The following is an 18788-nucleotide window of genomic DNA, read 5'->3' as shown; positions in this document are numbered from 1 at the left end:
AATGGTTGTTGTAAATATATACTATAATAATTTCCATATATCGGGGGAACACATCCATATATATGCAGAAATTATTGCGTCGACATAATGGGTAAGAATCGAGTACGATAGAAATAAAAGAGATTTTAAATGAGGAAGCGATGGGAAAGGGAGATATACTGTTCTCATTCGACATCGGTACCAACAGCATCGGCTGGTGCGTGTTCGCCCTGTCGGACAATGGCGATCCTTGCCGGATTCTGGATGCCAACGCGCGCATCTTCGCCGACGGCCGCGAGCCGAAATCCGGAAACTCGCTTGCCGAAGGCCGGCGCGCGGCGCGTGCCATGGCGCGCCGGCGCGACCGCTACAAGCGCCGGCGCAAGGCGGTTCTGCGCACCCTGACGGAATACGGCCTGATGCCGGCCGATCCGAAGGCACGGCAGGCGCTCGTCGCCAAGACCGGCGATCGCGGTCCGAAGTCGGAGGAGGCGCTCGCCGACGTCTACAGCCTGCGCGCCCGCGCGCTGATGGAAAAGCTGCCGCTTCATCATATCGGCCGCGCGCTGTTTCACCTGAACCAGCGTCGCGGCTTCAAGTCCAACCGCAAGACCGACCGGAAGTCGAACGAAAAAGGCGCTATCGAAACCGGCGTCAACCGGCTGCTCGAGGAGATGAGGGATACCGGCGCCCCGACGCTGGGCGCCTATCTGGCGAAGCGGCGTTCCGACGGCAGGCCGGTGCGCGTGCGTGCGGGGGCGTCCGAGCAGGAGGCCGAGGACGGCAAGCCCGCGAAGACGGCCTATGACTTCTATCCCGTGCGGCGGCTTCTCGAGGAGGAGTTCGATGCGATCTGGGAGAAGCAGTACTCCTATCACCCGGAAGTTTTGACGGAGGAACGCCGCGGGCATCTCTTTCGCGTCATGTTTCATCAGCGGCCGCTGAAGCCGGCGATCGTCGGCAGATGCAGCTTCAATTCCGCCGAGACGCGGCTCGCCAAGGCGCATCCGCTGTTCCAGGAATTCCGCCTCTACAAGGAGGTGAACGAGCTGGAAGTGGTGATGCCCGACCAGAGCCACCGCAAGCTGACGCTTCCCGAGCGCGACCGGCTCGTCCTCAAGCTGCGCGGCCAGCGCAAGGCGACCTATGCCGCGCTGCGCAAGGAGCTCAGGCTGCGCGACCTGCGCTTCAACAAGGAAACCGAGAATCGCACCGACATGATGGGCGACGAGGTGACGGCCGCGCTGGCCGACAAGGCGGTTTTCGGCAACCGCTGGTCCGGCTTCTCGACGGACGAGAAATGGCGGATCGTCGAGCGCCTGCGCGAGGAGGAGGATCCGTTCGCGCTGCATGAATGGCTCGTCTCGGAACATGGTCTTTCCGATGCGGAGGCCGAGCAGGCGGCGAAGGTCCATCTGCCGGACGGCTACGGCAGGCTGGGGCCGACGGCGGTTTCGACCATGCTGGAGGAATTGAAGGCCGATGTGATCACCGAGGCCGACGCGGCGAGGCTGGCCGGTTACGACCATTCGCTGGCGCGGGCGGACGAGGACGGGCTCGATCGCCTGCCGAAATATCAGGAAGTCCTCGAACGGCGCATCCCGCCCGGCACCAACGATCCGGACGATCCCTACGACATCGCGAAGGGACGCATCACCAACCCGACGGTCCATATCGCGCTGAACCAGTTCCGCCATGTCGTCAACGCGCTCGCGCGCCGCTTCGGCAAGCCGGACCAGATCGCCATCGAGCTCGCGCGGGAATTGAAGCTCAACGACAGGCAGAAGGACGAGGTGAACCGCGTCATCGGCCGCAACACGCGCGCCGCCGCCCTGCGCTCGCAGAAGCTGCGCGACATCGGCCAGAAGGACAATGGCTACAATCGCGCGCTGCTGAAGCTATGGGAGGAGCTCAACCCGGACAAGCCCGAAGACCGGGTCTGCGTCTATACCGGCAGGCCGATTTGCATCTCCATGCTGTTTTCCGGCGAAGTCGACGTCGACCACATCCTGCCCTGGTCGCGAACGATGGACGACAGCCAGGCCAACCGCATCCTGTGCGTCGTCGAGGCCAATCGCGTAAAGGCCAACCGCGCGCCGGCCGAAGTTGCCGAATGGGGCGGACGCTACGACGAGATACTGGAACGCGCCGCGCGGCTGCCGCGCAACAAGCGCTGGCGCTTCGCGCGTGACGCGATGGAGAAATACAAGGAGAACGAAGGCTTTCTCGCCCGCCAGCTCACCGACACGCAATATCTTTCGCGGCTTGCCCGCGAATATGCCGAGGCGCTTTATCCGACGGAGGAACCCGACCGTCTCGGGGAGCTTCGCCGGAGAAACCATGTCCGCGTCATTCCCGGCCGGCTGACGGAGATGCTGCGCCGCGGATGGGGCTTGAACGCGCTCCTGCCCGACCACAATTTCGGCGCCGGGCAGGCCAAGAACCGCAAGGACCATCGCCACCACGCGATCGACGCGGCGGTGGTGGGCGTGACCACGCGCGGCCTGCTGCAGCGGATCTCGACCGAGGCGGGCCTGCGCGAAAAGCTCGCCCTGGAGGAGACGATCGCCGACATCCCGATGCCCTGGCCGGGCTTTCGCGAGGAACTGAAAGCCGCCATCGACCGCGCCGTCGTCAGCCACAAGCCGGACCACGGAACGTTGCCCAAGCCGGGTGAGCACGGCCGCACCGCCGGCCAGCTCCACAACGACACCGCCTATGGGATAACCGGCGAGACGGACGCGCGTGGCAACCCGATCGTGGTGCGCCGCAAACCCTTCCTGTCGCTCACCGACAAGGACATTCCCTCGATCAGGGATACCGAGCTTCGCGGCCGCGTCTATTCGGCGACCAGCGGGCTTTCCGGCCGCGAGCTTTCGGCGGCGCTCGATTATTTCCGCAAGACGGACAAGCAGTTCCGTGGCATCCGCCATGTCCGGGTCACGGAGAGCCTGTCGGTGATCCCCATCCGCGACCGCGACGGCAATATCTACAAGGGCTACAAGGGCGACGCCAATTTCCGTTACGACGTCTGGGAACTGCCGGACGGCAAATGGAAGGCGGACGTGGTCACAATGTTCGACGCGCACCGGCCCGACCGGGCGGCCGAGGAGCGCAGGCCGCATCCGGCGGCACGCAAGGTGCTCAGCCTGAAGCAGAACGACATGGTCGCCTGCGAGCATCCGAAGGACGGCTACACGATCGGTCGCGTCGTCAAGTTCAACACCGCCGGCCAGATCTATTTTGCCGCCCATAACGAGGGAGGAAGCCTCAAGGCGCGGGACGCCGATCGCGCCGATCCCTTCAAGTATTTCTCGAAATCGGCGAGCGGCTTGAAGGAGATAGCCGCGCGGCAGGTCAGGATCGACGCCACCGGTCAGGTCCTCGATCCCGGCCCACAGGACCGGGAAAGCCGCCTGGCCCGCAACAAGCGTTTGGAGCGGGAGCGGGCGTAGCTACACAATTTTAAGAAGTATAGCTACTATATTCGACCATGGAGCGGGTGGTTGATATAGAAACGGAAGGTCTTTTTCTTGCCGTTCATCGCGGTTTTCTTACCGTGAGCGCGGGAGGAGAGGAAAAAGGGCGGGTCGCGCTCGACGATATCGGCGCGCTGATCGTGCATGCGCACGGCACGGCATGGTCGAACTCGGTGATGGTGCGCCTTTCCGAGCGCGCCGTCCCGATCGTGGTGTGCGGCAGCAACCATGCGCCTGTCGCCTGTGTCTGGCCGATCGAAGGGCATTATGCCCAGGCCGCCCGCATGCGCGCGCAGCTTGCCGCGGGCCGGCCGCTCGGCAAGCAGATATGGCGGCGTATCGTTTCCGCCAAGGTGCGCATGCAGGGGACGATTTTCGCCGCGCGCGGCGGCGAGGCGGGCGCATTCGATCTGCTCGCACGCAAGGTGCGCTCGGGCGATCCGGACAATATCGAGGCGCAGGCGGCGCGGCGGTATTGGAGGGCGCTGTTCGGCGCGGATTTTTCACGGGACCGCTCGGCCGGCGGCGCCAATGCGCTTCTCAATTACGGCTACACGGTCCTGCGCGCGGTGGTATCGCGCAGCGTCTGCGCGACGGGACTGCATCCGACGATCGGCATCTTCCATTCCAACCGCAATAACGCCTTCGCGCTTTCCGACGATCTGATGGAGCCGTATCGGCCTCTTGTCGACCAGATGGTTCTGGAACTGCTCGACGAGGGGCATGTCGAAGTCACCGGCGACGTCAAACGCCGCCTTGCGACGCTCACCACGCTCGACCTGCAAAATCCGGACGGCACCGTTTCGCCGCTGTCCGTGCAAGTGCAGCGCTTCGTTCATTCGGTCGCGACATGTTTCGAAACCGGCCGGATCGACCTTGCGCTTCCGGGGTCGCCTCTTCGCGCGGAAGCGGCAGTAAGCGAGCCTGGATGACGCGGCGGGAGGACAAGGGCAATCTCGGCCTGGCGCATCTGAGCGGGTATCAGTTGATGTGGATTCTTGTCACCTTCGACCTGCCGGTCGAAACGAGGAAGCAGAGAGCCGCGGCGACCAAGTTCCGCCTGTTCCTGCTTGATCAAGGCTTCGAGATGAGCCAGTTTTCCAACTATCTGCGCTTCTGCAACGGCAAGGAGCAGTTCGAGGCATATGCGCGGAAAATCGAGGCCAACCTGCCTCAATGGGGCGACATCTACATCTTCCAGTTCACGGACCGGCAATATGAAAACATCGTCCGCTTTTCCGACCAGCGCCGGCGCCGAAGCCGAAAAAATCCCGAGCAGATGGCGCTTTTCTGAGGCGCGGAACCGTTTTTCCCACATCGAGCCCGCCGATTTTCTGTTTGTTTTCAGGAAGATCGGCGGGCATCGAGCTTAGCAGCTCAGAAGAAGCGGTCCAGCGGCAACTGCCAAGATCGGCGGGAGAACCGTGGTCTGAGCTTAGCAGCTCAGAAGAAGCGGTCCAGCGGCAACGATCTCGTCAGCGTTGAGTACATCGCGGCGAGCTTAGCAGCTCAGAAGAAGCGGTCCAGCGGCAACGTTTGCTGACCCGCACCATCAAACAGGATTAGCTTAGCAGCTCAGAAGAAGCGGTCCAGCGGCAACAACTGGCCGAGCTATGTCAGCGACAGCGCGAGCTTAGCAGCTCAGAAGAAGCGGTCCAGCGGCAACCCAGACTGGCCAACATGGGAGCCATGGCCGAGCTTAGCAGTTCAGAAGAAGCGGTCCAGCGGCAACGACGTCATCATGATCGGCGAAATCTAGTCCAGTCCAGCGCTTCGCAAAAGACGGTCAATTCACCGCGCCCTGGCGCGCCAGCGCAGGAGCCGCTGCTCGGTCCAGTCGATCGCCACGGAGCTCAGGAAGCCGAGCGCGCCGAGCAGGATCACGCCGGCATAGAGGTCGGGCGCGCGGAAGGAGCGGGCGGAAAGCAGGATCCAGTTGCCGAGCCCGTCGCGACCGGCAAGCATCTCGCAGACGACCGCGAGGATGAGCGCCACGGTCAGGCCGAGGCGCATGCCGGCGAGGATGTCGGGGCTCGCCGAGGGCAGCGAGAGCTTCATGATCGTCTGCCGGCGTGTCAGGCCGAGCGCCGCCCCGACCTCGTAGAGCCTGGGCTCGACGGCCGAGAAGCCGTGAATGGTGGCGAGCAGTACCGGCCACAGCGCGCCGAAGGCGATGACGAAGAGCACCATCGCGTCCGACAGGCCGAGCAGCGCGATGGCCACGGGGATGATGGCGGAGGCCGGCAGTGGCCGCAGGAATTCCAGCATCGGCGCCACATAAGCGCGCATGCGCGGCGATATGCCGATCGCCGCGCCGAGCGCGATGCCCGCGAGCGAGGCGATCAGCCAGCCCCAGATCATGCGCTCCACCGTGGCGACGAGCTTGGTTGCGAGATCGCCTTCGGTCATGCCGGCGACCAGTGCGTTCCAGGCGCGGTCGGGGCCGGGCAGGAAAACCGGCGATACGAGCTTGAGGTCGGCGATCCATTGCCACAAGAGCACGAAGCCGGCGGCGACTGCGAAGCTGGCGATGCGCCAGGGGAGGTTGCCTCGGAAGGTCATTGCCGCGCCTCCGCCCCGCCCGCGCGCCCGAACATGCCGTGTTGCGCGCCGACCAGGGCCCAGTTGAGCGCGTAGCCGACGATGCCGATCCAGACGAGGTAGGCGAGCATGCGCGCCGGGTCCAGCGCCTGTTGGGCGATCAGGATACCGTAGCCGAGGCCGAGCGGGTTGGCGGCGATCTCGACGGTGACGGCGACGACCAGCGCGATGCCGGCCGCGAGCCGGAAGGCCACCATGATGCGCGGGAAGGCAGCCGGCAGGATGATCTTGAAGACACGCTGCATGGCGGAAAGACGCAACGCGCGGGCGACCTCGAAGAGCCGCGGCTCGATGCCGGCGATCGCGGCGCGCGTCAGGATCAGCATCGGGAAAGCGCAGGCAAAGGCCACGATGGCGATGCCCATGCGATAGCCGAAGCCGAGCGCCAGCATGGCGATGGGAATGAGCGCGACCGACGGCACGGGGCGGATCGCCTCTATCGTCACCTCCATCAGCCGGTTGAGCGGCGGCACCAGACCGAAGAGGATGCCGAAGGCAAGCCCGACCGCCGTGCCGATCGCCAGCCCGGCGAAAGCGACCGTCAGCGTGTCGCGGGTGGCGACGAGCAGCGAGCCGTCGCCGATCGCCGAGAGGAGCGACAGGAAGACGTCGCTCGGCGCGGCCAGCGCCATGCTCTGCGTTCCCGAGAGCCGCATGCCGAGTTCGGCGGCAACCAGCAGCAGCAGCGGAAGCAGGAGGCCGCGGGCGCGCATCCTCACGCCTCGGCCTTTTCGATGAAGTCGAAGAGCGAGCGGCGCAGCGCAAGGAATTCCGGCATCTCGCGGGTCGAGAGCTGGTCGCGCGGGCGCGGCAGGCCGATCTCGGTCATCGTGCCGATGCGGCCGGGATCGGGCAGGAGTCCCACCACGCGGTCGCCGAGATAGATCGCCTCCTCGAGGTCGTGGGTGACGAAGAACACGGTGGCGCGCGTGTCGGCGGCGATCGACAGCAGCTCGTCCTGCAGCGTCTGGCGCGTCATCGCGTCGAGCGCGCCGAAGGGCTCGTCCATCAGGAGGACCTTCGGGTCCTGCGCCAGGCAGCGGGCGATCTGCAGCCGCTGCTGCATGCCGCCGGACATCTCGGCCGGATATTTGTCGCCCTGGCCGGGCAGGCCCACCTTCTCCAGAAGATGCTCGATGCGGTCCCCGCGCTCGGCCTTGGCCACGCCCGCCGCCTCCAGCGCCAGCGAGATGTTGCCGTGCGCGGTGCGCCAGGGCAGCAGCGCCTTGCCGTAATCCTGAAAGACGATCGCCACGTCGCGCCTCGGCTTCAGCATCGCCTCGCCGAGCACGCCGACGCTGCCGCCGGTCGGGTTGACGAGGCCGCCCGCCATGCGCAGCGCCGTCGTCTTGCCGCAGCCGGAAGGGCCGATGATGCAGACGAACTCGCCTTCGCGGACCGTGAGGTCGAGCTTGTCGATGATCTTCCTGTCGCCGAAGGAGAGGTCGACCCGGCTGAACTCGATCACGGGTCGGGCGGCTGCCTGCTTGTCGGTTTTTCTCATATCGTCCTGTCCGCTCCCTCGTCGCCATAGACGACGTGGAGTGTGTGCCCGAGATGCTTCATCAGCATCGCCACCGCTTCGTCCGCCTTGCGGGCGAGGATGATGTCGGCCAGTTGCTGATGCTCGTCGATGAACCAGTCGGCGTTCTCGAAACGGCGCATCATCGCGCGTCGATAGCGATAGGCCTGGTCGTAGAGCTCGTCCTGCAGCCGCAACAGCCGCTCCGACTGGCAGGCGGTCAGGATCGAGCGGTGGAACTCCTTGTGGAGCCGGTCGAATTCCGGCGCGTCCTCGCGCATCGATCGCGGGTCGCGCTCCACCATGCGGCGCAGCCGGTGAAGGCAGGCGAGCACGCCGGCCTCCCATTCGTCGTCGCCGGTTGCGATGGACCGCCGCAGCGCCTCCGCCTCGACGATGCAGCGCACGCGGGTGATGTCCTCCAGATCGTCGCGCGAGACCGGGGCGACGCGAAACCCGCGCTGGCCCACGGCCTGGATCAGCCCGCGCGAGACCAGGCGCGAGAGGCCCTCGCGCAGCGGCGTGGCGCCGATGCCGTAGTGAGCAGAAAGCGCGTGGATGCCGAGCCGTGCGCCGGGGAGCCAGACGCCCGCGAGAATGTCGCGCTCGACCGAGGCCGCCGCACGCTCGCTGAGCGTGTCGCCGCCTTGTGCCGTCGTTCCGTTCCGCGGGCCCGTCTTCATATTTCGTCGGCTTACTTCTGCACCAGCGCGTCGACGTCCGGCTCGTTCTGCAGCATGTTCTGCTGGTTCATCACGTCGGCCCACCAGGCGAGCTGTTCGGAGGTGATGACCGGATCGGAGACCGACAGCTTCATGTTGGCGAGCACTTCCGGCGGAATCTTGGTGAAGCGCGAGATCGCGCCGCGCGCCTTGTCCGGATCGGCATTGACGATCTTGGCCGCCTCGTCGATCGAGGCGCGGAAGGCGGCGAGCGCCTCGGGGTTGGAATCGGCCCATTCGCGCGTCGAGGCATAGAGGATCTGCGGCTGATGCTCGGGCAAATCCTCCAGATAGTGCGACATCACCTTGCCGGTGCCCGCCGAAAGGATGCGCGACAGGAACGGCTCGGCCGCCACCACCGCGTCGACTGCGCCCGACTGCAGCACGTCGCTCATCGTCGGGAAGGTCACTTCCACGAACTGCACCGATTTCGGGTCGACGTCGTTCTCGATCAGCCATTGCTGGAAGAGCACGTGCAGGAAGGCGCCGATGCCGGGCGCGCCGACCTTCTTGCCGGCCAGGTCCTTGGCCGACGAAATTTCCACGCCAGCACGCGTGACGATCGCCACGGTGTCGGCGGTTTCCTTGGCCGTCGAGGAGGCGCCGGCGACCGCCACGAGGTCGAGGCCGCCGTCCGTCGCCTGCAGGAAGACCGAGGGGGTCGGGCCGCCGATCTGGAGCGAATTCGACAGGATGCCCGCCGGGATGTTGGAGTTCAGCCCGATCAGGATCAGCTCGGCGTCGAGCCCGTTCTTCTCGAAGATGCCTTCCTCCACCGCGATCGCCGCCGAGGCGCAATCGGTGGTGGCGGTGCAGCCGATGACGACTTTTTCCTGCGCGGACGCGATCGACGTCATGCCCATCAGCACGGCAAGGACCGTGCCGAGCCGCGAGGCTCCATTCCCAAGCTTCATGATTTCCTCCCTTACAAACGGCTTTCCAATCGTGCCGCTTTGATATATCGATAGAAACATGAAATATATATATTCGCAAGAGGGAGGAATACGTGAAGCTTGCGACTTATGAAAACGGACCCGGAAACGCTTCCGTCGCCATCGTCCATTCCGGAAACGCGAAACTGTTCGACCTGCGGCTTGCCGCCGAGCGCGCCGGCCGCGACGCGTCGGCCTTCGCCTCGATGATTTCGCTGATGGACGCGGGCAAGGCGGGGCTGGACGCCGCCCATGACCTTTTCGACCGCCATGGCGGCGGCGGCGATCTCAGCGTGGACGTTTCTTCCGTTCGGCTGCTCGCCCCGGTGCCGGAACCGCGCCAGATGCGCGACGGCATGAGCTTCCCGCTGCATATCCGCCAATCGCCGCGCGGCATGCGCAAGCTGCTCGCGGCCGGTGATCCGGCGGCGCTCGCCGCCATCGAGGCGGAGCCGCTCGCGGACCTGCCGGAGGTCTACCGCAAGCTTCCGATCTACTACATCACCAACCGCATGATCGTCGCCGGGCCCGAGGACACGGTGCGCTGGCCGGCCTACTCCAAGGTGATGGACTACGAGCTGGAGATCGGCGTGTTCGTCGGCAGGACGGGAACCAATATTCCCGCTTCCAAAGCGGCCGAGCATATCTTCGGCTACACGATCTTCAACGATCTTTCCGCCCGCGACCAGCAGGCGATGGAGATGCCCGGCTGGCTCGGACCCGCGAAGGGCAAGAGCTTCAACGGCGGCAACGTGCTCGGGCCGTGGATCGTCACGCCGGACGAGATCGGCGATCCCTACGCGCTCGCCATGGAGGCGCGCATCAATGGCGAGACGGTCGCCAGGGGACGCTCGGAAGGCATGCTGTTCAGCTTCGAGGAACTGATCGCGCATATGTCGCGCGACGAGACGGTCTTTGCCGGCGAGTTCATCGGGTCCGGCACGGTCGGCAATGGCTGCGGACTCGAAAACGGCCATTTCCTCAGCCATGGCGACACGATCGAGCTGGAAATCGAGAAGATCGGCACCTTGCGCAACAAGATCGTCCGCCAGGACGCCTGAGCGGCCGTCCCGATCGCCTGCTATCCTGGCCTCCCGCCGGAGCGGGAGGCCCCATCGCATCAAAGCGTCATAGGGAGGAAACCATGACACGCATCATCGACCTGTCGGTGCCGATCGCCAACGACATTCCGGCCGATCCGCCGATCCAGATTCCGTCGATCGAGTATATCGACCACAAGCAGAGCCTGCCGCAATTGCTGCCCTTCTTTCCGGGACTGAAGCCGGAAGACCTGCCTGACGGTGAGGGCTGGGCGGTCGAGCGTGTCGTGCTCTCCACCCACAATGGCACGCATCTCGACGCGCCATGGCACTATCATTCGACGATGAATCGCGGCGAGCGCGCCATGACCATCGACGAGATCCCGCTCGAATGGTGCTTCCAGCCGGGCGTGAAACTCGACTTCCGCCATTTTCCCGATGGCTATGTCGCGACCGCCGGGGATGTCGAGGAAGAACTGAAGCGTATCGGCCACGAGCTGCAGCCGCTGGAGATCGTCGTCGTCAACACGTCCGCGGGCGCCAAGTTCGGCCAGGCCGACTATGTCGCGAGCGGCTGCGGCATGGGCTACGAGGCCACCATGTATCTGCTCGACCGCGGCGTGCGCGTCACCGGCACCGATGGCTGGAGCTGGGATGCCCCCTTCGTTCATACCGCCGGGCGTTACCAGCGCGAAGGCGATCCCTCCATCATCTGGGAGGGTCACAAGGCGGGCCGGCATACCGGCTATTGCCACATCGAGAAGCTGCATCGATTGGAGGACCTTCCCGCCAACGGTTTCAAGGTGAGCTGCTTCCCGGTGAAGATCGAACGCGCCTCGGCCGGCTGGACGCGCGCCGTCGCCATCCTCGACTGAGAGCCGATGCCGCTGGATCACTTGCCGTTTCGCCGCGCGTGATCCTGCGCCGCGCCGCCGGCTTCTCGCAATCCGGCGCGGCGCTCTCCTCCACCATCGCCGACATCTCCCGCAACCCGGCGAAGCTCGATTCGAGCTTCGCCGGAGCGGAATCGCCGTTCTGAATCCTTGTTGACACTATGGAATGAATATTCCATATTTTTTCATCAATGGCGTTCATGTTCTATCTTGAGGCCGAAGAGCCGTCGGGAAGGGAACATCGGAAATCCCATAGGGAGGGAATCCGGAAAATCGGGGTGCCGCCGGACACCCGCAATGTGGAGGAGCATTCAGATGAGGAAGCTATTGTTCGGCGTCGCTCTGTCGGCGCTGATGACCACTTCGGCGATGGCTGAGACCATCGGCGTTTCCATGGCGTTGTTCGACGACAATTTCCTGACCGTGCTGCGCAACGGCATGGTCGAATATGCCGGCGAGCTCGACGATGTCGAGCTGCAGGTGGAGGACGCGCAGAACGATGTCGGCCGCCAGCTCAACCAGATCCAGAACTTCATCGCGTCCGGTGTCGATGCGATCGTCGTCAATCCCGTCGACACCGACGCCACCGTCGCCATGACCAAGGCGGCCGCCGATGCCGGGGTGCCGCTGGTCTTCGTCAACCGCGAGCCGGTCAATGTCGACGACCTGCCGGAAAACCAGGCCTATGTCGCCTCCAACGAGCAGGAATCCGGCACGCTCGAGACGCAGGAAATCTGCCGCCTCCTGAAGGAGAAGGGCAAGGGCGAAAGCGCCAAGATCGTCGTCATGATGGGCGAATTGTCCAATCAGGCCGCGCGCATGCGCACCAAGGACATCCACGACGTCATCGCCACCGAGGAATGTTCCTTCATGGAGATCGTGGAGGAGCAGACCGCCAACTGGCAGCGCACGCAGGCCGCCGACCTGATGACCAACTGGCTCTCGGCCGGCCTGGAATTCGATGCGCTCGTCTCCAACAATGACGAGATGGCGATCGGCGCGATCCAGGCGATGAAAGCCGCCGGCAAGAACATGGACGAGGTGCTGGTCGGCGGCGTCGACGCCACGCAGGACGCGCTTGCCGCGATGGCCGCGGGTGATCTCGACGTCACCGTCTTCCAGGATGCGGCGGGGCAGGGCAAGGGCGCCGTCGACGCGGCGCTGAAGCTCGCGCGCGGGGAGGAGGTGGACAAGAAGGTCTACATTCCCTTCCAACTCGTGACGCCGGAGAACATGGACGAGTTCACCGCCAAGAACTGAGGACCGCGGACGGCCGGAGGAGTATAGTGGGGGAAGCCCGGGGCTTCCCTCTCCGGCACGGCTGCGCATCGAGTCGTCCGCCCCGCCTTCGGGCGACGGCAATGATGGAAAAGAACGATGGCTAACCAGGCAGAGGCGGTCTCGACCGCCGCGGAGTCCGAACAGGTCAAACGGCCGCGCTCCCACGAGCTGAACGCGCTCGTGGGGCTGGTGGGCATAGCGATCATCTTCGAATTGCTGGGCTGGTGGCTTCAGGGGCAGAGCTTCCTGTTCAACACGCAACGGCTCGGCATCATGATCCTCCAGGTCTCGGTGATCGGCATCATCGCCATCGGCGTGACGCAGGTCATCATCACCGGCGGCATAGACCTTTCCTCGGGCTCCGTCGTCGGCGCCACCGCGATGATCGCGATGAGTTTCGCCCAGGTGAGCACCTATCCGCGCGCGGTCTATCCGGAGCTGACCGACCTGCCGTTGATCGTGCCGGTATTGATCGGGCTCGGCTGCGGGCTGATCGCCGGCCTCGTCAACGGCCTGCTCATCGCCTACACCAAGATACCGCCCTTCATCGCCACGCTCGGCATGATGGTCACGGCGCGCGGCATTGCCAAATGGTACACGAGGGGCCAGCCGATCTCATTCCCGACCGACGGTTTCGCCGCCATCGGCCAGGGCATGACACCGGTCATCATCTTCCTGCTGATCGCGCTGATCTTCCACGTGGCGCTGAAATACACAGTCTACGGCAAGCACACATACGCGATCGGCTCCAACGAGCAGGCGGCCCGCATGTCGGGCATCAACGTCGAGCGCCATCTCGTGCTCGTCTATGCGATCGCCGGCATGCTCGCTGCGCTGGCCGGCATCGTGGTCGCCGCGCGCGGCCTGACGGCGCAGGCCGGCATGGGCACCATGTACGAGCTCCACGCCATCGCCATGGCCGTCATCGGCGGCGTGTCGCTCACCGGCGGTCGCGGCTCGATCGTCGGCACGCTGATCGGCGCGGTCATCTTCGGCGTCATCACCTCGGGCTTCACCTTCCTGAGGCTCAGCGCCTATTATCAGGAGATGATCATGGGCGCGATCATCGTCACCGCCGTGGTCGCGGACGTCTACCGCCAGCGGATGCGGCCGAGTTCGCGATAGGCGCAGGTTTCCGGGAGGAGAAGATGGCAGACACGGATCGCAAGGTCGTCCTCAGGACCGAGGGGCTGACGAAGCATTACGGCGGCGTGCGCGCGCTGGAGGATGCCGATTTCGAGCTCTGCGAGGGCGAGCACGTGGCGATCGTCGGCGACAACGGCGCCGGCAAATCGACCTTCGTGCGCCAGATCACCGGCGTCGAGAAGCCGACCGCGGGCCGGATACTCTTCGAGGGCGAGGAGATGCATTTCCAGAGCCCGGTCGACGCGCGCGAGGTCGGCATCGAGGCGGTGTTCCAGAACCTCGCGCTCGCCGACGATCTCGACGTGCCGTCGAACATCTTCCTCGGGCGCGAGGAGGTCTATTTCAATCTCGGGCCCTTCAGCTTCCTGAACGAGCGCAAGATGTTCCAGCGCTCGCGCGAGGCGCTGGAGAAGACCGGCGTCAAGATCCCGAACCTCCACAACACGATCGCCAACATGTCGGGCGGCCAGCGCCAGTGCGTGGCGATCAGCCGCGCGGCGAGCTTCGCCTCCAAGCTGATCCTGATGGACGAGCCGACCGCCGCGCTCGGCGTGCAGGAGACCACCCAGGTGGAGAACATCATCCGCGGGCTGAAGCGCCGCGGCATTCCACTCATCCTCGTCAGCCACAATCTGCGTCAGGTCTTCAATCTCGTCGACAAGATCTGGGTGTTCCGGCGCGGCCGCATCGCCGGCATGCTGGAAGCCGGCAAGACGGACGGCAACGAAGTCGTCTCGCTGATCACCGGCGTCAAGACCGGTGTCCACGAGAACGCAAGTTACATCTGACCAAGTTACATCTGACAGGGAGCTCATACGCATGACAGTCAGGCTCGGCCTTCTCGGCGCAGGCCGCATCGGCAAGGTTCATGCCCGGGCGATCTCGGGCAATGGCGGCGCGAAGCTGGTCGCGGTGGCGGATGCATTCGCGGATGCCGCCGCGGCGATCTCGCGGGATTACGGTGCCGAGATACGCGGCATCGACGAGATCGAGGCATCGAGCGACATCGACGCTGTGGTGATCTGCGCGCCGACAGACACCCATGCCGATCTCATCGAGCGCTTCGCGAAAGCCGGCAAGGCGATCTTTTGCGAGAAGCCGATCGACCTCGACATAGCCCGTGTCAGGGCTTGTCTCGGCATCGTCGAGGAAGCGGGCGCCGTGCTGATGGTCGGCTTCAATCGTCGCTTCGATCCGCATTTCTCGGCGGTGCGGGCGGCCATCGACGAGGGCAGGATCGGCAATGTCGAGATGGTGCAGATCACCTCGCGCGATCCCGGCCCGCCCCCCGCCTCCTACATCAAATCGTCGGGCGGCATCCTGCGCGACATGACGATCCACGATTTCGACATGGCGCGCTTCCTGCTCGGCGAGGAGCCGAACATGGTGTTCGCGACCGCCTCGGTGCTGGTCGATCCGGGGATCGGCGGGCTCGGCGACCATGACAGCGTGTCGGTCGTCCTCACCACCCCCTCCGGCAGGCACTGCTCGATCTCCAATTCCCGCCGCGCCACCTATGGTTACGACCAGCGTGTCGAGGTGCACGGCTCCAAGGGAATGGTCGCGGCGGAAAACCAGCGGCCAGTCTCGATCGAGATGGCGACGGCGGAGGGCTACACCCGCCCGCCGCTGCACGACTTCTTCATGACGCGCTATATCGAGGCCTATGCGGCCGAGATGGCGGCGTTCGTGGCGGCGGTTTCGAGCCGAAGCGCCGCCATGCCCTCCGGCCGCGACGGACTTGCCGCTCTCGCGCTGGCCGATGCCGCCTACCGGTCGATCGCCGAGGGCAGGGCCGTCGCCGTCGAGCGGGATTGAGAGGGATCGCCATGGACATGGCCGCACGCAACGGCACCACGCGCGCAATCGTGACGGGCGGGGCTCAAGGCATCGGCCTTGCCGTGGCGAGGCAGCTCGTCGCCGAAGGTTGCCGATCGGTAGCCCTCGTGGCGCGCTCGGCCGAGAAGGGCCGCGCTGCGGTGGCGGAGCTGGAGAAGTCGGGCACCGAGGCGATCTTCATCAGCGCCGACATCTCCGATCCGAAGGCCTGCCTCGACGCGATCGATGCCGCGCAGAGGCGTTTCGGCCCCATCAACGGGCTCGTCAACGCCGCCGCTACCTCCGCGCGCGGCTCGCTCCTCGAAACGACGCCTGAACTCTACCACACGATCTTCGACACCAACGTGGCCGGCCCGCTCTTTCTGATGCAGGGCATCGTCCGCCGGCTGGTGGAGGAAGGCGAGCCGGGCTCCATCGTCAACGTCCTGTCGATGTCGGCGCATGCCGGCCAGTCCTTCCTCACGGCCTATTCGGCGAGCAAGGGCGCGCTCGCCGTTCTCACCAGGAACGTCGCCAACGCCTATCGGCGCGACCGCATTCGCTGCAACGCGGTGCTGCCGGGCTGGATGGATACGCCCGGCGAGGCGATCGTCCAGAAGACCGCCCACGACGCGCCCGACGACTGGCTGGAGAAGGCGGAGGCCGCGCAGCCCATGGGCCAACTCGTCAAGCCGCATCAGCTCGCCGCCCTGATCGCCTATATGATCAGCCCGCAATCCGGCGTCATGACGGGCTCGCTGGTGGACTACGACCAGAACGTTGCCGGCGTTGTCGGCGAGTAGCGGCGTCAGGCATCTGTCTCCGGCAGCGACGGGTATCGGATTGGTCAGCCCGTCTCCGCCCTGCTTTGGGAGATTCCCTGGCAACGGGTTCCTTGTTGATGCCCCTCCACTGCCGAAGCGTTGGAGCGGGGCAGGTGGCCTAAGGGCAGTTCACGTTTTCACCGAAACACCCCTCTCCACCACTTCGTGGTCCCCCTCCCCCGTAAACGGAGGAGGATCCACGGTGCGGCCGGCCGCGACGCTGGTTCCTCCCTTGCGGAGCGGGGGGCGAAGGACGGGCGAGACAAGCGGCTCGCCATGAAGGACCGCGCGAAGCGTGGTGGTGGGGGCATTCCAAGCGACGATCCATTTCATCTGGAAACGCCCTAAGGCCGGAGAGGCCGATCCTTCGCGGTGCTGGACCGAAGGGAGCTAAAATTAGAACCCGCTAACCATCCACCTCCACCCGCCTTCCCTCCCGCGCCGAGCGGGCGATCGCGTGGATGACCTTCTCGAACTCAAGCGCTTCCGCGAAATCGGGTGATGATTTCTCGCCGCCCGCGATCCAGCGCAGGAATGCGCCCGCCTCGATCGCCTTGAGGTCGTTGAAGCCGAGCTGATGGCCGGGCGCCGGGCAGAACATGCCGTAGGGAGGATGGGCGGGGCCGGTCAGGATCGTCTTGAAGCCCTGTTCGCCGGCCGGTCCCTCGTCGCGGTAGAGCTGCAACTCGTTCATGCGCTCCTGATCGAAGGCGATCATGCCCTTCGTGCCGTGCACCTCGAAGGCAAGCTTGTTCTTGCGGCCCCAGGCCGAGCGCGAGGCGGAAAGCGTTCCTTGCGCGCCGCTCGAGAAGCGCACCAGCGCCGAGGCGGTGTCCTCGTTTTCGACGTCCGCGCGGCCCGTACCTTCCGGCAGGGGCCGGGTTTCGTGGATCGTCTGCATATCCGCGATCAGGCTGTCGATCGGCCCCATCAGGCCGTAGGCCATGGAAACGAGATGGCAGCCGAGATCGCCAAGCGCGCCGAGCCCGGCCTCGCCGAGCCGGGCGCGCCAGGTCCATGCAAGTTCCGGGTCGGCCTGGTAATCCTCGTCGACGACGCCACGGAAATGCACCGGCCGGCCGATCGCGCCTTCTTCCATCAGCCGGCGGGCATGCAGGAAGGCGGGGTTCCTAATGTAGTTGTAGCCGACCATCGTCTTCACGCCGGCTTCGGCGGCGGCAGCCGCCATCTCGCGCGCCTCGTCGAGCGTCAGCCCCATCGGCTTTTCGCACCAGACGTGCTTGCCGGCGGCGATCGCCGCCAGGGCCATCTCGCGATGCATCCGGTTGGGCGTGGTGATCGACACGACGTCGACGGCATCGTCCCCGACGAGCTCGCGCCAGTCCTCACATGCCCGCGCGAAGCCGAACTGGTCGGCCATGCCGGATGCCCTTTCGGCGGGCGTGTCGCAAAGAAGTTCCGGCCGCGCATGGGGCAGGTCGCCGAGCACGGCGCGCGCCGCCCGCCAGGCCAGCGCATGCGCCTTTCCCATGAAGCCGGTGCCGATCAGTCCGATGCCGACCTCGTGCATGCGATCCTCCTCCGCTCCCGCGCCGGTCCTGCGCTGTGTATCGTTGGAATAAACAATACACTATTGGAATTTCCATTCCATGCGCTAGAGTCGCGGGCGGGCATTTTTGCAAGTTTGAGAAAGAGCGTTCATGGCAGCAATTTCGGCGCCGGCCTCGGTGGAGGAGTTCATGGACCGCATGGTGGAGCAATCGGACGAGCTGCCGAAGCGCCTGCGCCAATGCGTCGACTATGTCGCGGCCAACCAGGACCGCATCGCCTTTTCCACCGTCGCGGAGATGGCCGAGGGCGCGGGCGTGCCGCCGTCGGCGTTCATGCGCTTCTGCCAGGTGTTTGGCTTCAGCGGATTCTCGCAGATGCAGCGGCTTTTCCGGGAATCCTATGCCCAGCGGCCGGATTATGCGACACGGCTGAAGAAGCTGCGCGAGAGCGGCGCGGGCAGCCCTTCCGCGCTGCTGGCGGAGTTCGTCGAGGCCGGCTGCCTGTCGCTGGAAAACCTCGCCAAGACGATCGATCCGCGCACGCTCGACGCCGCGACCAAGACCCTAGCCGAGGCCAACATGGTCCACATCGTCGGCCTGCGCCGGGCCTTCTCCGTCGCCTCCTATTTCGCCTATGCCTTCGAGAAGATGAACGTTCCGGCCCTGCTGCACGACAATGTCGGGAGGCTCGGCAGGCACCACGCCATCCGCCCGGGAGACGCGATGATCGCGATCACCTTCGCGCCCTACACGGCGGAGACGGTGGAGCTTGCGGATGTCGCCCGCCGCGCCGGCGCGGAGGTGGTGGCGATCACGGATTCGGTTGCGAGCCCGCTGCGCCAGATCACGCCGCTCGTCCTCACCGTTTCCGAGGCCGATTTCGGAGATTTCCGATCGCTTTCGGCAACGCTGTCGCTCGCGGTGGCGTTGGTCGTCGCGGTGGGAAGTGCGGCTCGCAACCAGAATGGAATTTCCTGATTGATTTGATAGTCGATTTGGAACATATTTTCCATTCAATGAGTGTCAGGCTCGCCGCTCTG

The 18788-nt window shown here is 65.1% G+C and carries 18 protein-coding genes and 1 CRISPR repeat array; of the genes, 12 read left to right on the top strand and 6 right to left on the bottom strand.

Annotated elements, in window-relative coordinates; genetic code table 11:
* Positions 1-140 precede the first annotated feature (140 nt).
* The 3 genes from cas9 to cas2 are packed head-to-tail and all read left to right on the top strand — an operon-like array spanning position 141 to position 4752.
* The gene (gene cas9 / locus XW59_RS00960) at positions 141-3434 is read left to right on the top strand and encodes a type II CRISPR RNA-guided endonuclease Cas9 (RefSeq protein ID WP_047147048.1); all 3294 of its coding nucleotides are present in this window, start codon (positions 141-143) and stop codon (positions 3432-3434) included.
* A gap of 38 nt (positions 3435-3472) precedes the next feature.
* Positions 3473-4390 (top strand): type II CRISPR-associated endonuclease Cas1, encoded by a 918-nt coding sequence (gene cas1 / locus XW59_RS00955; RefSeq protein WP_047147049.1) that lies wholly within the window; start codon positions 3473-3475, stop codon positions 4388-4390.
* A complete protein-coding gene (cas2, locus tag XW59_RS00950) occupies positions 4387-4752 on the top strand; it encodes a CRISPR-associated endonuclease Cas2 (protein WP_047147050.1) in 366 nt (121 codons plus the stop codon). The genes cas1 and cas2 overlap by 4 nt, the downstream gene beginning before the upstream one ends.
* Positions 4753-4823: 71 nt before the next feature.
* A CRISPR array of direct repeats spans positions 4824-5190; the repeat unit is 37 nt; unit sequence GAGCTTAGCAGCTCAGAAGAAGCGGTCCAGCGGCAAC.
* 59 nt (positions 5191-5249) lie between these two features.
* Here cas2 and XW59_RS00945 read toward each other — a convergent pair.
* The 5 genes from XW59_RS00945 to XW59_RS00925 are packed head-to-tail and all read right to left on the bottom strand — an operon-like array spanning position 5250 to position 9217.
* A complete protein-coding gene (locus XW59_RS00945) occupies positions 5250-6020 on the bottom strand; it encodes an ABC transporter permease (protein ID WP_047147051.1) in 771 nt (256 codons plus the stop codon).
* Positions 6017-6772, bottom strand: a complete 756-nt coding sequence (locus XW59_RS00940) for an ABC transporter permease subunit (protein WP_047147052.1) — start codon at positions 6770-6772, stop codon at positions 6017-6019. Before XW59_RS00940 ends, XW59_RS00945 begins: the two co-directional genes overlap by 4 nt.
* 2 nt (positions 6773-6774) lie before the next feature.
* Entirely contained in the window at positions 6775-7563 is a 789-nt protein-coding gene (locus tag XW59_RS00935) for an ABC transporter ATP-binding protein (protein WP_047147053.1), read from the bottom strand.
* Positions 7560-8264 (bottom strand): FCD domain-containing protein, encoded by a 705-nt coding sequence (locus tag XW59_RS00930; RefSeq protein WP_047147054.1) that lies wholly within the window; start codon positions 8262-8264, stop codon positions 7560-7562. Before XW59_RS00930 ends, XW59_RS00935 begins: the two co-directional genes overlap by 4 nt.
* 11 nt (positions 8265-8275) lie before the next feature.
* Positions 8276-9217, bottom strand: coding sequence for an ABC transporter substrate-binding protein (locus XW59_RS00925; RefSeq protein ID WP_047147215.1), 942 nt, complete (start codon positions 9215-9217; stop codon positions 8276-8278).
* Between the two features lie 92 nt (positions 9218-9309).
* Between XW59_RS00925 and XW59_RS00920 the strand changes: the two genes are divergently transcribed.
* The 8 genes from XW59_RS00920 (at position 9310) to XW59_RS00890 (ending at position 16216) form a co-directional block, all read left to right on the top strand.
* Positions 9310-10296, top strand: coding sequence for a fumarylacetoacetate hydrolase family protein (locus XW59_RS00920; RefSeq protein WP_047147055.1), 987 nt, complete (start codon positions 9310-9312; stop codon positions 10294-10296).
* Positions 10297-10379: 83 nt separating this feature from the next.
* Positions 10380-11150, top strand: coding sequence for a cyclase family protein (locus XW59_RS00915; RefSeq protein ID WP_047147056.1), 771 nt, complete (start codon positions 10380-10382; stop codon positions 11148-11150).
* A 38-nt stretch (positions 11151-11188) separates the two neighbouring features.
* Positions 11189-11314: a hypothetical protein gene (locus XW59_RS29755; RefSeq protein WP_281406213.1), complete on the top strand. Its 126-nt coding sequence runs from the start codon at positions 11189-11191 to the stop codon at positions 11312-11314.
* A gap of 169 nt (positions 11315-11483) precedes the next feature.
* Positions 11484-12428, top strand: coding sequence for a sugar ABC transporter substrate-binding protein (locus tag XW59_RS00910; RefSeq protein ID WP_047147057.1), 945 nt, complete (start codon positions 11484-11486; stop codon positions 12426-12428).
* A gap of 117 nt (positions 12429-12545) precedes the next feature.
* On the top strand, positions 12546-13574 hold the full coding sequence (locus XW59_RS00905) for an ABC transporter permease (protein ID WP_047147058.1): 1029 nt from the start codon (positions 12546-12548) through the stop codon (positions 13572-13574).
* A 23-nt stretch (positions 13575-13597) separates the two neighbouring features.
* Positions 13598-14383, top strand: a complete 786-nt coding sequence (locus tag XW59_RS00900; RefSeq protein ID WP_047147059.1) for an ATP-binding cassette domain-containing protein — start codon at positions 13598-13600, stop codon at positions 14381-14383.
* Between the two features lie 31 nt (positions 14384-14414).
* The gene (iolG, locus tag XW59_RS00895) at positions 14415-15413 is read left to right on the top strand and encodes an inositol 2-dehydrogenase (protein ID WP_047147060.1); all 999 of its coding nucleotides are present in this window, start codon (positions 14415-14417) and stop codon (positions 15411-15413) included.
* 17 nt (positions 15414-15430) lie between these two features.
* On the top strand, positions 15431-16216 hold the full coding sequence (locus XW59_RS00890; protein WP_170990094.1) for an SDR family oxidoreductase: 786 nt from the start codon (positions 15431-15433) through the stop codon (positions 16214-16216).
* Positions 16217-16643: 427 nt separating this feature from the next.
* Here the strand turns inward: XW59_RS00890 and XW59_RS00885 are convergent, their stop codons facing one another.
* A complete protein-coding gene (locus XW59_RS00885; RefSeq protein ID WP_047147062.1) occupies positions 16644-17768 on the bottom strand; it encodes a Gfo/Idh/MocA family oxidoreductase in 1125 nt (374 codons plus the stop codon).
* 130 nt (positions 17769-17898) lie between these two features.
* Between XW59_RS00885 and XW59_RS00880 the strand changes: the two genes are divergently transcribed.
* The gene (locus XW59_RS00880; RefSeq protein WP_047147063.1) at positions 17899-18726 is read left to right on the top strand and encodes a MurR/RpiR family transcriptional regulator; all 828 of its coding nucleotides are present in this window, start codon (positions 17899-17901) and stop codon (positions 18724-18726) included.
* Positions 18727-18788: the final 62 nt, after the last annotated feature.

It is taken from the genome of Aquamicrobium sp. LC103, from assembly GCF_001014615.2.
Classification (GTDB): Bacteria; Pseudomonadota; Alphaproteobacteria; order Rhizobiales; family Rhizobiaceae; genus LBCQ02.
This window is presented reverse-complemented; position numbering and strand designations above follow the sequence as displayed.